Source organism: Micromonospora sp. WMMB482 (assembly GCF_019038635.1).
GTDB classification, from domain to species: Bacteria; Actinomycetota; Actinomycetes; order Mycobacteriales; family Micromonosporaceae; genus Micromonospora; species Micromonospora marina.
This window is the reverse complement of record NZ_JAHOPD010000020.1, coordinates 1,881,509-1,896,156: the sequence shown is the minus strand read 5'-3', so window position 1 is coordinate 1,896,156 and position 14,648 is coordinate 1,881,509. Positions and strand designations below refer to the sequence as shown.

The 14,648-nt window shown below is 73.1% G+C and carries 12 protein-coding genes; 3 read left to right on the top strand and 9 right to left on the bottom strand.

Translation table 11 applies throughout. The features are described 5' to 3' along the window. The first annotated feature begins 34 nt into the window (after positions 1-34). Both KSK32_RS09805 and KSK32_RS09800 read left to right on the top strand, forming a co-directional pair. Positions 35-493 carry a hypothetical protein gene (locus KSK32_RS09805; RefSeq protein ID WP_216930604.1) on the top strand — a complete coding sequence of 153 codons (459 nt, stop codon included), beginning with the start codon at positions 35-37 and terminating at the stop codon, positions 491-493. A 30-nt stretch (positions 494-523) separates the two neighbouring features. Next, positions 524-1,999 (top strand): serine/threonine-protein kinase, encoded by a 1,476-nt coding sequence (locus KSK32_RS09800; protein ID WP_216930602.1) that lies wholly within the window; start codon positions 524-526, stop codon positions 1,997-1,999. Here KSK32_RS09800 and KSK32_RS09795 read toward each other — a convergent pair. Continuing rightward, positions 1,986-2,450, bottom strand: a complete 465-nt coding sequence (locus KSK32_RS09795) for a hypothetical protein (protein WP_216930600.1) — start codon at positions 2,448-2,450, stop codon at positions 1,986-1,988. The genes KSK32_RS09800 and KSK32_RS09795 overlap by 14 nt on opposite strands. A gap of 234 nt (positions 2,451-2,684) precedes the next feature. On the opposite strand from KSK32_RS09795, the gene KSK32_RS09790 reads away from it, so the two are divergent. Next, positions 2,685-4,463, top strand: a complete 1,779-nt coding sequence (locus KSK32_RS09790; RefSeq protein ID WP_216930598.1) for an alpha/beta hydrolase — start codon at positions 2,685-2,687, stop codon at positions 4,461-4,463. A gap of 57 nt (positions 4,464-4,520) precedes the next feature. Here KSK32_RS09790 and KSK32_RS09785 read toward each other — a convergent pair whose 3' ends face one another. The 8 genes from KSK32_RS09785 to KSK32_RS09750 form a co-directional block, all read right to left on the bottom strand. Then, complete coding sequence (locus KSK32_RS09785) at positions 4,521-5,684, bottom strand: acyl-CoA dehydrogenase family protein (protein WP_216930596.1); 1,164 nt, start codon at positions 5,682-5,684, stop codon at positions 4,521-4,523. Then, the gene (locus tag KSK32_RS09780; RefSeq protein WP_216930594.1) at positions 5,681-7,696 is read right to left on the bottom strand and encodes a biotin carboxylase N-terminal domain-containing protein; all 2,016 of its coding nucleotides are present in this window, start codon (positions 7,694-7,696) and stop codon (positions 5,681-5,683) included. Before KSK32_RS09780 ends, KSK32_RS09785 begins: the two co-directional genes overlap by 4 nt. A gap of 13 nt (positions 7,697-7,709) precedes the next feature. Next, positions 7,710-9,317 (bottom strand): acyl-CoA carboxylase subunit beta, encoded by a 1,608-nt coding sequence (locus KSK32_RS09775; protein WP_216930592.1) that lies wholly within the window; start codon positions 9,315-9,317, stop codon positions 7,710-7,712. After that, a complete protein-coding gene (locus tag KSK32_RS09770; protein ID WP_216930590.1) occupies positions 9,314-10,483 on the bottom strand; it encodes an acyl-CoA dehydrogenase family protein in 1,170 nt (389 codons plus the stop codon). The genes KSK32_RS09775 and KSK32_RS09770 overlap by 4 nt, the downstream gene beginning before the upstream one ends. Then, positions 10,480-12,156 carry an acyclic terpene utilization AtuA family protein gene (locus KSK32_RS09765; RefSeq protein ID WP_216930588.1) on the bottom strand — a complete coding sequence of 559 codons (1,677 nt, stop codon included), beginning with the start codon at positions 12,154-12,156 and terminating at the stop codon, positions 10,480-10,482. The genes KSK32_RS09770 and KSK32_RS09765 overlap by 4 nt, the downstream gene beginning before the upstream one ends. 104 nt (positions 12,157-12,260) lie before the next feature. Beyond that, positions 12,261-13,058 (bottom strand): TIGR03084 family metal-binding protein, encoded by a 798-nt coding sequence (locus KSK32_RS09760; protein ID WP_216930577.1) that lies wholly within the window; start codon positions 13,056-13,058, stop codon positions 12,261-12,263. 32 nt (positions 13,059-13,090) lie between these two features. After that, positions 13,091-13,702 carry a TetR/AcrR family transcriptional regulator gene (locus tag KSK32_RS09755; RefSeq protein WP_216930575.1) on the bottom strand — a complete coding sequence of 204 codons (612 nt, stop codon included), beginning with the start codon at positions 13,700-13,702 and terminating at the stop codon, positions 13,091-13,093. A 104-nt stretch (positions 13,703-13,806) separates the two neighbouring features. Further along, a complete protein-coding gene (locus tag KSK32_RS09750) occupies positions 13,807-14,550 on the bottom strand; it encodes a metallophosphoesterase (protein WP_216930572.1) in 744 nt (247 codons plus the stop codon). Positions 14,551-14,648: the final 98 nt, after the last annotated feature.

The window sequence follows — 14,648 nt, the reverse complement described above, 5'->3', positions numbered from 1 at the left end:
GTGCGTCACCGGCAGACCACGCTGGGGAGGAACGATGAGGCTGCCGCGCTCGGGCGCCGGCTGGACGATCGCGGTCTTCGGGCTCCTCGCGCTGCTGCTCGGCGCGCTCGGTCTGATCTGGCCGGAGACGCAGCTGCGCCTGCTCGGCTTCGAGGTGCCGTCCGAGCGTGCTGCGGGCGACTACACCGGCACGTTCCTCACCGCGTCCTCGATGGCCTCGTTCAACATGGGGGTCTACTACCTGCTCGCCGTCGCCACCGAGTGGCGGCCGTTCTACCGCTTCACGGTGTGGTTCCGCCTGGTCACCTTCACCGTGTTCACCATCGCGGTGCTCTCCGACGTCGCGCCGGACCGCTTCTTCGCGGTCGCCGCGTGGGAGGGGCTGGGCGCCGTCGCGACGGCGGCCGGTCTGTGGTGGGACGCCCGCCGGGCGGGTGCCGCCCCTGACGACTCCGTCCCGGGTCCGGTGCCGGCCACCGACGCGGCGCGCTGACGGGTCCGGATCGTTGGGTATTTTCGAGTCGTGACCGAGACCCCGCCCGGCGCCCTGCGGCTGCCCATCGTGCCCGGTCTGACCGATCTTGAGGTGTTCGCCCGGGGCGGGTACGCCACCATCTACCGGGCCACCCAGATCTCGGTGGGGCGCGAGGTCGCGGTCAAGATCGAGAACCGCACGCTTGACAGCGAACGCGACCAGGCCCGCTTCCTGCGCGAGGCCCGTGCCGCCGGGCGGATGTCGTCGCACCCGCACGTGGTGGACCTGTTCGACGTCGGGGTCACCGTCGACCAGCACCCCTACCTCATCATGGAACTGTGCGACGGCTCGTACGCCGAGCGGATGCGCACCTCGCCGCTGGGCCCGGCGGAGACCCGCGACCTCGGCGTGAAGATCGCCGACGCGCTGGCCCACTCGCACGCGGCGGGCGTCCTGCACCGCGACGTCAAGCCGGCGAACATCCTGCACTCCGAGTTCAACCCGGCGGTCCTGGCCGACTTCGGTCTGGCGGTGCTCGCCGAGTTCCGTGACTCCTCGGTGATGCTGGAGGCGCTCACCCCGGCGTACGCGCCCCCGGAGACGTTCAACCACAGCCCGCCCACGCCCGCCGTCGACGTCTACTCGCTGTGCGCCACGCTCTACGCCGTCATGTACGGCCGTCCGCCGCGCTGGCACTCCGAACGTAACCCGAGTCTGGTCACCGTGCTGGAGATGTTCCAGCAGCCGATCCCGGGCCTGCCCGGCGTGCCCGGCGAGCTGATCGACGTACTCCGGTTGGGCATGTCGAACGACCCGGGTGGGCGGCCCTCCGCGGTCGAGCTGCGTAGCCTGCTCGCCGCGCTGCCGCTGGACGGCGCCCCGGCGACCGGCGGCCGGTACGACGGCGCCACCGGCGACCGGTTCCACCACACCGGCGGGCCGAATCCGCGACCGCCGGCCGACGACGACCACCCGACGGCGGCCTCGCGTGCCCGGCGCTGGCCCAAGCGCTGGTTCCTCGGCGGCGCCGGGGTGCTGGCGCTCGCCGCCTCGGCCGGGGGTGGCTGGGTGGCCGCCGGGCACACGCCGCCTGTCGCGCCGACACCGGCGCCCAGCGGCGTGGCCGGGGCGGCGCCGGTGCCCGGCTGCGCGTCCGCCGACGTGCGGCTGCCCGCCGGGGCGCGCTGCGCGACGGAGCTGGAGTGCTTCGGCCCGGTACGCCTGCGCCGCGACCGGGCCGAGGCGAGCCGGGTGCCGTGCGACGGCCAGCACACCTGGGAGACCTACGCCGCCGGTGACCTGCCGGCCGGTCTCGCCAGGGCCCGGCACGAGACGGTGGCGGCCGACCCGGCCGTGCGGCGGGTGTGCAACGCCGACACGTTCCGGCTGATCAGCGGTGGCAGGTCGGCGAGCGGGTGGAACCTGGAGGTGCTGCCGCCGGAGGCCGAGGCCGACCGCACCTACCGCTGTCTGGCGGGCCGGGGCGTGAACGCGCTCGCCGGCCCCACGCTCACCGGTCGCTGAGCCCGTTCACGGTCCGTCCCTGCCGCACCGACCGCGGGTCGAGCGTCTCCAGCGTGTCGGCGTCCACCGCAGTCGCCGCCCGCATGCCGCGAACGACCCGCGGGTCCAGCGTCTCCAGCGTGTCCGCGTCGATCGGCTGGCCCGCCGGGGTGCGCAGGTTCCGCACCGCACGCGGATCGAGCGTCTCCAGCGTGTCGGCGTCCACGCCGTACCCCTGGTGGGGGACCGGCCAGCTCTCGGCCTGCGGGGTCGGCCCGCCGGTGCCGCCGGGCTGGCGGGCGGCGGTGATCGTCACTCCCGTGATCATGGCGAGCAGGACGCAGACCAGGGCCAGCACGACCGACAGGATGCCGGGCGGACGCCACGCGGCGAGGGTCACCACCGCCGTCACCGTCGCCAGGGACGCGACGACGGCCTTCGCCCGCGCATCGGGCTTCGGGAACGATCTCACCCGACAAGCATGGCCCAGCGCGTCCACCTGTCAACCGGCGGGATGAGACGGTTTCCCGTCAGCGATGCTCCACTTCGGAGTCCCGAGTAGCGACGATCGAGAAAAAATCGTTACATCATCTGGTCGTTTGCCGTATCGATCCAGGTTTGGGGACCGCTAACGTGTCCGTCGATCCCTAAAGTGACGGGGGTCGAGGTCTCCTCGACGGCACTGTTCCCGACGGAAGGCAGCCGCATGCCCCGTTCATTCCGTTCCCTGGCCGCAACCGGGATCGCCGGCGTCCTCCTCGCCGGACCGGCCGTCGCGCCCGCCGCGGCGGCCACTCCGCAACCACCCGCGCACGACAGGACCAGCGCCGCCGAGGCGCGCCGGGTGGACCGCGTGCCGACGCCGAAGCTCGACTGGTACGCCTGCTACGACTACGCCGAGTGCGCCACGGTCCGGCTGCCGCTGGACTACGACAACCCGAAGGGCGCCATCACCGAGGTCGCGCTGCTGCGGGTCAAGGCCCGCGACCAGCACCGCAAGGTCGGCAGCCTCTTCCTCAACCCGGGTGGCCCGGGTGGCTCCGGCACGAGCATCGCGCTCGCCGCGCCCTACTTCCTCGGCGACGACCTGCTCGACCGCTTCGACATCGTCGGCGTCGACCCGCGCGGGGTCGAGGCCAGCGAGAACATCAAGTGCTTCCGCTCGGTGAAGGACCAGACCCGGGCGTACGCCGGGCTGAACGTCGCGTTCCCGTGGACCAGGGCGGAGGAGAAGGCGTACGTCGCCGCGTCCAAGGCGGTCGGCAAGGCGTGCTCCACCACCGGCAAGCCGCTGACCGGCGCGGCCTCCACCGCCGAGGTGGCCCGCGACATGGACGTGCTGCGCCGGGCCGTCGGCGACAAGCGGCTCAGCTACCTCGGGTTCAGCTACGGCACCGCCCTGGGCCAGTACTACGCCAACATGTTCCCGGACCGCTTCCGCGCCCTGGTCATCGACGGCGTGCTCGACCCGAACGCCTGGATCGGCCAGGGCAGTGCCCGCAACCAGCTCCAGGAGACGCGACTGCGCAGCGCCGACGGCGCGTACCGGGCACTGCGAGAGATCCTGGCCCGGTGCGGCAAGGCCGGCGCCGAGCAGTGCGCGCTCGCCGCCACCGGAAACCCGCTGGCCGCGTACGAGACGGTGGCCAAGCGGCTGCGCAAGAAGCCGGTGGTGATCGAGGATCCGGACTTCGGCTCCTTCACCGTCAGCTACGCCGACTTCGTCGGGGCCACGCTCGGCGCGCTCTACGACCCCTACGGCTGGCAGTCGGTCGTCGACCTCACCGTCCAGCTCCTGGCCCTGACCGACCCGGCCGCCGGCAAGGCCGCCACCACGTCGGCCCGCAAGGCGCTCGCGGCCCGCGCCGCGCAGGCCCGGCAACAGCGGGGGTACGACTTCCCGTACGACAACAGCCTGGAGACGTTCCTGACCGTCGACTGCACCGACGCGTACCACCCGAGGAGCGCCGACGCCTGGCCGGCGCTGTCGGCGAAGGAGGACAAGCGGGCGCCGTACTTCGGGCGGGCGTGGGCCTGGGGCACCGCGCCCTGTGCCCGCAACACCTGGACGGTGCGGGACGAGGACGCCTGGACCGGGCCGTTCAACCGGGTCACCGCCGCTCCGGTGCTGGTGGTCGGCAACTACTGGGATCCGGCCACCAACTACCAGGGTGCGGTCAGCTCGGCCAGGCTGCTGCCGAACAGCCGCCTGCTGAGCAGCGACAGCTGGGGCCACACCGCGTACGGCACCTCGGCGTGCGTGACCGGCCGGATCGACGCGTACCTGCTCACCGGCAAGCTGCCAGCCAAGGGCACCATCTGCGTCGGTGACGCGCAGCCGTTCCGGGAGGACGCGGCGGCCGGCCGGGCGGACGCGTCGAAGAGCGAGCTGGCCCGGGCGGGCGAGCCGAGCCCGGGCGAGCCGAAGCGGCTGCCGCCGGTGGCGACGCCGCGCCCGGCGGCCGGCACGCTGACCGTCCGCTGACGGACCCCCGGGGTACGGCGGGTGATCGGGCACCCGCCGTACCCCGGGCCCATCCCATCAGTAGGACTTGTCCTGGCCGAGTACGTGCTGGGCGACGAAGTTGAGGATCATCTCGCGGCTGACCGGGGCGATCCGGCCCGCACGTACCGCGCCGAGCAGCGTCGCCACGCCGTACTCGGTGGTCATGCCCGCCCCGCCGAGCACCTGGACGGCGGTGTCGACGGCGAGCGCCGCGGCCTCACCCGCCGCGTACTTGGCCATGTTGCCGGAGATGCCGGCTTCCAGGTCGCGGCCCGCGTCGTAGAGCGTGGCCGCCTTGTGGATCATCAAGCGGGCCAGCTCGACCTGCACTGCCGCGTGCGCCAGCGGGTGTGAGACGCCCTGGTGCGAGCCGATCGAACGCCCGCCCCACACCTTGCGGGTGGACGTGTAGTCGCTGGCCCTCTCGATCGCGTACCGGCCGGTGCCGGCGCCCATCGCGGCGACAGTGATGCGCTCCGGGTTGAGCCCGGCGAACAGGGCGGGCAGCCCGGCGTCGAGCGACTCGCCGACGAGCGCGTCGGCGGGGAGCCGGACGTCGTCCAGGAAGAGCAGGAACTGGTTCTCCGGCGACAGGATCTCCATGTCCAGCTTGGACATCTCCAGGCCCGGCGCGTCGGTCGGCACGATGAACAGCGCCGGCTTCAACTTTCCGGTGGAGGAGTCCTCGGTGCGTGCCACCACCAGCACGTGCCCGGCCTCGTCCACGCCGGAGATGTAGATCTTCCGGCCGCTGAGCAGCCAGTCGTCGCCGTCGCGGCGGGCCACTGTGGCGAGGCGGTGGAAGTTCGAGCCCGCGTCCGGCTCGGTGATCGCGAAGACGATCTTCTGGGAGCCGTCGGCGAGACCGGGGAGGTGCTTCTTGCGCTGCTCCTCCGTGCCGTGCTTGTTGATCACGGTGGCGGCGATGGCGGGGGAGACCACCAGGAGCAGCAGCGGGCAGCCTGCCGCGGCCAGTTCCTCGCACACCAGCGCCAGCTCGGTGATGCCGCCGCCCCCGCCGCCGTACTCGGTGGGGATGTTCACGCCCAGGTAGCCCAGCCGTCCGGCCTCGTGCCACAGCTCGGTGGTGTGTTGCCCCGCTTTCGCCTTGGACACGAAGTAGGAATGGCCGTATCGGCGGCCGAGCGCCCGGACGGCATCGCGGAGCTGGTCCTGTTCGGGGGTCAGGTCGAAGTTCACTGCGCGTCCTCCTCGGGGTCCACCACGGCAAGTACGGCACCCGTCTCGACCTGGCCGCCGGCCGGCACCGGCAGCTCCGTCACCACGCCGTCGGCGGGGGCGAGCACGGGATGTTCGAGCTTCATCGCTTCCAGCGTCAGCAGCAGGTCACCGGCGGCGACCCGCTGACCGACCTCGACGTGCACCCGGGTCACCGCGCCGGGCAGCGGCGCGAGCAGCGACCCGGCTGCCAGCTCCGCTGTGGGCAGGGGCAGGCGGGGCAGCTCGGTGAGGCTCGCCGCCCCGTCCGGGCCGTCCACGAAGACAGACGACCCCACCCGGTGTACGCGGAAAGCCCGCCGCACCCCGTCCACGTCGAGCACTACGCGGTCCGGGGTGGCCGTCACCAGCTCGACCACCGGCAGGTCGGTGTTAGCAGGGGCCCCTTCCTCTACCGAATCCGTTAAGAGGGGGCCCTTCCTTCCCCACTCGGCGAGCGCGCCGGTGCGGTCGAGGCGGTAGTGGATCTCGACCTCCTCGTCACCCGGACCGGTGAAGCGGGTGACCTGCGGGAAGGACGGCACGTTGCGCCAGCCCGACGGCAACCCGGCGAGCACCGGGGCGGCGGCCCGGCGCGCGGCGGCCCCGGACAGCGCCGCCGCCAGTGCCGCCACCGGAAGCTGCTCCGCCGGCAGCAGCGGTTCGAACACCTCCGGGTGCCGCTCCAGGAAGCCGGTGTCGACGTCCACGGCGGCGAACTCCGCGCTGCGCAGCACCCGGACCAGCAGATCCCGGTTGGTGGCCACGCCGTGCAGTTCGGCGCGGGCGAGCGCACCGGCCAGGGCGCGGGCCGCCTCGGTGCGGGTGGGCGCCCAGGCGACGAGCTTCGCCAGCATCGAGTCGTAGTGCACGCTCACCGTCGAGCCGTCCACCACACCCGAGTCCAGGCGCAGCCCCCGGGCCGGACCGAACTCGGCTGCCACCCCGGGGATCGCGAACCGGTGCAGCGTGCCGGTGGCCGGGCGGAAGCCCTGAGCCGGATCCTCGGCGCACAGCCGTACCTCGATGGCGTGGCCCTCGGCCGGTGGCGTGGTGGTGACCGGCAGCGGCTCGCCCTCGGCGACGAGCAGTTGCAGCCGGACCAGGTCCAGCCCGGTGGTCAGCTCGGTGACCGGGTGCTCCACCTGGAGGCGGGTGTTCATCTCCAGGAAGTGCACCTGCCCGTCCGGCGCGAGCAGGAACTCCACGGTCCCCGCGCCGACGTAGCCGACGGCCCGCCCGGCAGCCACCGCCGCCTCGTGCAGCGCCGCGCGCACGTCGTCGGGCAGCACACCGGGTGCCTCCTCGACGATCTTCTGGTGGCGGCGCTGGATCGAGCAGTCGCGTACCCCGAGGGCCACGACGGTGCCGTGGGTGTCGCCGAAGATCTGCACCTCGACGTGGCGGCCGCGTTCCACGTACCGCTCGATGAAGACGGTGCCGTCGCCGAACGCCGCCGCCGCCTCGCGGCGCGCACCCGCGACAGCCTCGGCCAGCCCGGCGGCGTCGCGGACGATCCGCATGCCCCGGCCACCGCCGCCCGCCGCGGCCTTAACCAGCACCGGAAACGCGGTGACCTCGGCCGGGTCGGTCCAGGTGGGCAGCATCGGCACGCCCGCGTCGGCGAGCAGCGCCTTGGCGGCCATCTTGTCGCCCATCGCGGCGATCGCCTTCGCCGACGGCCCGACCCAGGTCAGGCCCGCGTCGGTCACCGCCGCGGCGAACTCGGCGTTCTCGGCCAGGAACCCGTAGCCGGGGTGGACGGCATCCGCGCCGGAGCGCCGGGCCGCGTCCAGGACGGCGTCGATGCGCAGGTACGTCTCGGCCGGCGTGTTCCCCGGCAGCCGTACCGCCTGGTCGGCGTCGGCCACGAAGGGCGCGTCGGCGTCCGCGTCGGAGTGCACGGCGACCGTGCCCACGCCGAGAGCGCGGCAGGTGGCGAACACCCGGCGGGCGATCTCCCCCCGGTTCGCAACCAGAAGTTTCGTGATCATTTGAGCAGACCCCCTACATCCGGAAGACGCCGAAACCGTCGGCGCCCTTCACCGGTCCGTTGTGGACCGCCGACAGGCACAGCCCGAGGACGGTACGGGTGTCCCGGGGGTCGATCACCCCGTCGTCGTAGAGCCGCCCGGACAGGAACAGCGCGCCGGACTGCGACTCGATCTGCTGCTCGACCATCATCCGCATGGCGGCGTCGGTGTCCTCGTCGTACTCGCGTCCCCGAGCGGCGGCCGCCTGCCGGGCCACGATGGACAGCACACCGGCGAGCTGCGCCGGGCCCATCACCGCCGACTTCGCGTTCGGCCAGGTGAACAGGAACCGCGGCTCGTACGCCCGGCCGCACATGCCGTAGTTGCCGGCGCCGTAGGAGGCGCCCAGGTTGACGGTCAGGTGCGGCACCTTCGAGTTCGACACCGCGTTGATCATCAGGGCGCCGTGCTTGATGATGCCGCGCTGCTCGTACTCGGTGCCGACCATGTAGCCGGTGGTGTTCTGGAGGAAGACCAGCGGCGTGTCCGCCGCGTTGGCGAGCTGGATGAACTGGGTCGCCTTCTGCGCCTCCTGGCTGAACAGCACGCCCCGGGCGTTCGCCAGCACGCCGACCGGGTACCCGTTCAGCTCACCCCAGCCGGTGACCAGCGCGGTGCCGTAGCCGGGCTTGAACTCGTCGAACGCGCTGTCGTCGAGCACCCGGGCCAGCACCTCGCGCGGGTCGAACGGCACCTTCAGGTCGGCGCTGGCGATGCCGAGCAACTCCTCCGGGTCGTACCGGGGTGGCAGCGGGTGGGGGTTGCGCGGCGGGGGGCCGTGCTTGCGCCAGTTGAGCCGGCGGACGCACTGCCGGGCCAGCCGGATGCCGTCGCGCTCATCGGAGGCGAGGAAGTCGGCCAGGCCGGACGTGGTGGCGTGCATCGCCGCGCCGCCGAGCGACTCGTCGTCGGTGACCTCGCCGGTGGCCATCTTCACCAGCGGCGGCCCGGCCAGGTAGACCTGCGACCGGTCCCGGATCATGATGGTGAAGTCCGACATACCCGGCACGTACGCGCCGCCGGCGGTGGCGTTGCCGAAGACCACGCTCACGGTCGGGATCCCCTGCGCGGAGAGCCGGGTCAGATCACGGAACACCCGGCCGCCGGGAATGAAGATCTCCGCCTGGGTGGGCAGGTCCGCGCCGGCCGACTCGACCAGGTTCACCATCGGCAGCCGGTTGGCCGCCGCGATCTCACCCGCCCGCCGGGTCTTCGCCAGGGACCACGGGTTGATCGCGCCGCCGCGTACCGTCGGGTCGTTCGCCACGATGAGGCACTCGACGCCCTCGACCACGCCGATGCCGGTCACGGTGCTGGCGCCGACCGGGAAGTCGGTGCCGTACGCGGCCACCGACGACAGCTCCAGGAACGGGCTGTCCGGGTCGAGCAGCAGTTCGATCCGCTCGCGGGGGAGCAGCTTGCCGCGACCGTGGTGCCGGGTCACGTACTTCTCGCCGCCACCGCCACGGGCCTGGTCGAGCGCCGCCTCCAGTTCGGCGAGGCGTTCCAGCAGCGCCTCCCGGTTGGCGGTGAAGGCGGGCGCGGACGGGTCGACGGTGCTCTGCAGGACAGTCGTGCTCATAGGCCCATGCCCTTCGCAATGATCTCGTTCATGATCTCGGTGGTGCCGCCGCCGATGCCGAGCAGACGGGCGTCCCGGTAGTGCCGCTCGACCTCGGCGTCGCGCATGTAACCGAACCCGCCGTGCAGTTGCAGCGCCGCGTCGACCACCCAGTCGCAGGTGGCCACCGCGACGTTCTTCGCCATGGCCACCTCGGTCACCACCGGCTGCCCGGCGGCCACCCGCTCGGCGACGTCGTGCACGTACGCCCGCGCCGCGTCGGTGCGGCTGTGCATCTCGGCCAGCCTGTGCCGGACGACCTGGCGCCCGACGAGCGGCCGGCCGAACGTGGAGCGGTCCCGGCACCACTGCACGGCCAGGTCCACACAACGCTGCGCGGTGGCGTACGCCTGGGTGGCGAGCGACAGCCGCTCGTTGGCGAACTGCTGCATGATGGCGAGGAAGCCGGTGTCCTCCGGGCCGACCCGGTTCGTCACCGGCACCCGGACGTCGGCGAAGGACAGTTCGGCGGTGTCCGAGCAGTGCCAGCCCAGCTTCTCCAGCCGCCGCCCCACTGTGAACCCGGGCGTGCCCCTGTCGATGACCAGCAGGCTCACCGAGCCCGAACCGGGGAAGTCGGTGCAGACCGCAGTGGTGACGAAGTCGGCGCGGGCCCCGCTGGTGGTGTACGTCTTGGACCCGTTGACGACGTAGTGGTCGCCGTCGCGTACCGCGCAAGTGCGGATGCCCGCCACGTCCGAGCCGCCGTCCGGCTCGGTGATCGCCAGCGCGCCGATCATGGTCCCGGCCAGCGTGGGCCGGACGTACCTCTCGATGAGATGCTGCGGACCGCCTCCGCCTGAGCCTCCGTTGTCGCCGCAAGCGGCGACGATGTGCGGCAGCGCGATCCCGTGCGTGAACAGGGCGGCGACCAGCCCGGACGACCCGCCCGAGCGGATGATCTCCTCGGTGACCACCATCGAGTCGAGCAGGTCACCGCCACTGCCGCCGACCGACTCCGGGAAGCCGATGCCGAGCAGGCCGATCTTCGCGGCGGTCTCGTGCAGCGACCGGGGCACCTCGCCCGCCCGCTCCCAGTCGGCCAGGTGCGGCAGCACCTCACGGGTGACGAACGAGCGGGTCAGCTCACGGAGTTGCCGGCGTTCCGGCGTGTCCACGATGGTCATGCCGGAACCTCCGCCGGAAGGTCGACCACCCGCGAGCGCAGCAGCTCGCCGAGCGCCTTGGCCTGGGGGTCGAAGCGGGTGGAGGCGGCCACGCCCTGCCCGAGCAGCCCTCGGATCACGAAGTTGACCGCGCGCAGGTTCGGCAGCTCGTACCGCTCGACAGTGAGCGACGCGGTCTCCGGCAGCAGTTCGGCGAGCCGCTCCACTGTCAGCCAGTCGCGCAGCCAGGGCCAGGTCGCGTCGGTACGGGCCCAGACGCCCAGGTTCGCGTCGCCGCCCTTGTCGCCCGACCGCGCCCCGACCAGCTCACCGAGCGCCCCGCGCCGGGTTCCGTGCAAGGAAGGGCCCCCTTCTAACGCCTCGTGTTGTATAGGGGCCCCCTGCAAACCGCTCGTCACCGTGGGCGGCGGGATCGGCACCCGCTCGCCCGAGGGCAGCACCGCGACGTGCTCGACAGCGTCCTGCGCGATCGCGTCGGCGGTGAACACCCCGTACGGCGTCGCGTCACCGGGCAGCGTGGTGAGCGTGCAGCCCGGGTAGGAGGCCAGCGCCAGTTCCACCGCGGCCGCCGAGAACGCCCGCCCGGCCCGCGACTTGTCGCCGTCCCGCAGGTGTACGTGCAGCAAAGCGCTCGCCGCCTCGGTGTCGCCGGTGTCCGGGTGGTCGGTGCGGGCGAGCGTGAACTCCAGCCCCTCCGCGCCGACCGACTCCTCGATCTGGCCCCGGACCAGTGCCGCCTTGGCCGGGATGTCCAGCCCGCACAGCACGAACGTCATCGAGTTGCGGAAGCCGCCCAGGTTGTTGACGCCCACCTTGAGCGTGGCCGGCGGCGGCGTGCCGCGTACCCCTGAGACGCGTACCCGGTCCGGGCCCTCCTGCTCCAGCCGTACCGTGTCCAGCCGGGTCACCACGTCCGGCCCGAGGTAGTCCGGCCCGCCCACCTCGTACAGCAGCTGGGCGGTGACCGTCTCGACCGTTACCGCGCCACCGGTGCCGGGGTGCTTGGTGAGCACGGACGAGCCGTCCGCGTGCAGTTCCGCGATCGGGAATCCGGGCCGGTGCCCGCCGTCCGGCAGCTCGGTGAAGAAGCTGAAGTTGCCGCCGGTGACCTGCGCGCCGCACTCGATCAGGTGCCCGGCCACAGTCGCGCCGGCCAGCGCGTCCAGGTCGTCGCGGGTCCACCCGAAACGGGCGATCGCCGGGCCGACCGCCAGCGAGGCGTCGGTGACCCGCCCGGTGACCACCACGTCCGCGCCCGCGTCCAGGCAGGCCGCGATCCCGAACGCGCCCAGGTACGCGTTCGCGGTCAGCGCGTCCGGGCGCTGGATCGCGTCGCCCTCGACGTACCCGACCCGGATCTGGAGGCCGAGCCGGTCGCCGAGCGACCGGATCGCGTCGGCCAGCCCCGCCGGGTTGAGGCCGCCCGCGTTGGTGACCAGCGTGACGCCGCGCTCCAGCGCAGTGCCGAGTACACCCTCCGCCTGGCGCAGGAACGTCTTGGCGTAACCGAGCGACGGGTCGCGCATCCGGTCCCGGCCGAGGATGAGCATGGTCAGCTCGGCCAGGTAGTCACCGGTCAGCAGATCCAGCTCGCCGCCGTCGAGCATCTCCCGCCAGGCGGTGAAGCGGTCGCCGTAGAAGCCCGACGCGTTCCCGATCCGCAGCACGCTCACGGGCTGGTCTTCGTTCGCGGCTGCGGGGCTCGCAAGCTCGCTCCTCGCGCTCACGGGCTGGTCTTCGTTCGCGACTGCGGGGCTCGCAAGCTCGCTCCTCGCGCTCACGGGGACACCTCGCCGTTCGCGGGCTCGCGCTTGCCGCCGGGCGGGCCGGCGAACGCCTGGGCCACGTCCAGCCACTCGTCGGCCACCGGCCCAGTGGCGGTCAGGGCCAGATCGGCGCGGTGCCGGCGCTGCGTGACGAGCAGGCAGAAGTCGAGTGCCGGGCCGGTCACCCGGTCGGCCGCGTCAGCCGGCCCGAACTCCCACACCTCGCCGCCCGCGGGTGGGGTCAGCTCGACCCGCACCGGCGCCGTGGGCACGTCGCGGCCGTGGGCCGCGAAGCCGTGCCCGAGGGTACGGAAGCCGAGGTGCGCGATGTGCCGCAGGCGCTCGGTCGGGGTACGGCTGACGCCCAGCGTGTCTGCCACGTCCTCGCTGTGCGCCCACGTCTCCATCAGCCGTGCGGTCACCATCGACGCCTGCGACATGCTGGTGCCGTACCAGGGGATCTTCTGCCCGGCCGGGACGGCGGCGAGCGCCCCGGCGAGCGCCGACCGGCCGGCACGCCAGCGGGCCAGCAGCGCGGGCGGTGGCGCGAGGAAGGACTCGGCGCCGTCCTCGACCAGGCGCGACAGGTCCGGCGCGGCCATGACCGAGGCGAAGAACGCGGCCTCGTCGGCGGCCGCCAGGTAGGCGACGTGGTCGGTCCAGGCCAGGTGCGCGACCTGGTGCGCGACGGTCCAGCCCGGGGCCGGTGTCGGCCGCTCCCATCCCTCCGGCGGCAGGTCCGCGACGAGCGCGTCGAGCTGTTCGGACTCGGCGGCCAGGTCCGCGAGCAGAGCTGTCAGGTCGACCATCGTGCCTCCGGGCGGGGGTGGACGTCAGGGGATCAGTGCCGCTCGCTCTCGGGGGTGAGCAGCGTGGCGAGCTGGCGTTTCCAGGTGTGCAGCAGGGCGGCGCGACGGGGCGAGTCGTCGCTGAGCAGGTTGGCCACGCCGAGGCCGCGCAGCAGGTCGAGGGTGGCCTGGACCGACTCGCGTACGCCCGGCCTGCGCTCGTCCACGCCGAGCAGCTCCACGGTGAGCCGGTGCATCTCGCGGCCGATCCGCGCCTCCAGCGGCACCAGCGCGGCGCGCAGCTCGGCGTCGGTGCGTGCGGCCACCCACAGCTCCAGCGCGGCCACGAACAACGGGCCGGTGAAGGAGGCGGCGAGCAGGTCGACCACCCCGTCGAGCCGCTGCGGTCCGGAGGGCAGCGTCGCGGCCTCGGCGCGCAGCTCGGCCGCCCGGCGCTCGGTCAGGTGCGTGACGGCGGCGGTCACCAGCGCGGCCTTGGTGGGGTAGTGGTGCAGCTGGGCGCCCCGGGAGACACCGGCGCGGGCCGCCACCACAGTCGTCGTGGTGCCCGACCAGCCGTGCTCGACCAGGCACTCGACAGTCGCCTCCAGCAGCCGGGCCTGGGTGGCACGGCTGCGCTCCTGCTGCGGGACCCGGCTCGACACGCAGACAGCGTGCCCCGCCCAAAACAAACAGTCAAGCCTGACTTTTTTTAAGGAGGGGCACCTTGTTAACGCCTCCGGTAGAGGAAGGGCCCCTTGTTAACGCCTCAGCGGCCGTCGCGCGGGGCGAAGACCGTGAGGGCGTCGGCGTCGGAGTGGCGGGAGCGGACGTACTCGTCGGCCCAGGCCGCCGCGTCCGGGAACGTGGACTCGGCGGCGACCCGGGCGCAGGCGGCGTCCACGTCGAAGCGGGTCCGGCGCAACTGCACGCCCGGGCCGAGCAGCGCCCACCAGGCGCCCGCGCCCCCGTACGGCATGCCGACGCTGCCCGGGTTCACCACCAGGCGGCGGTCGACCAGCCGGGTGAAGGGCATGTGCGTGTGCCCGCAGACCACTGTGCCGACCTCGGCCGGCAGGCCGGCGAAGACCTCGGCCCAGCGGTCGAGCCGCGAGTCGACGAGCACGACCTCCTCGTCGTCGCGCGGGGTGGCGTGGCAGAACAGCACGTCGCCCAGGCCGGTGACCGGCAGCGTGACGGACGGCGGCAGCGCCGCCAGCCGGGCCACCTGGTCGTCGCGGAGCTGCCCGGCGGCCCAGTTGGAGACCTCGATGGCCGACGGCTTGCCGGCCCTTGCCTGCACCAGCTCCCGGTCGGCGTTCCCGCCGACCCAACAGGCCCGGTCACCGAGCACGGCCAGCCGGTCCAGCACCTCGACCGGCTGCGGGCCGGCCGCCAGGTCACCGGTGAGGACGATCAGGTCGGCGGCTGCCACGTCCGGCTCGGCCAGGACGGCCTCCAGCGCGGGCAGCACACCGTGGATGTCGGAGAGGACGGCGACGCGATCGGGCATCGTCCCAGCCTGGCGGCACCGGTCCGGGAGGACCAAGCGATTCTGCGGCGGGCAGACACGGCACCGGCCCGGCCGCTCAGAGACGGCACCGGCCCGGC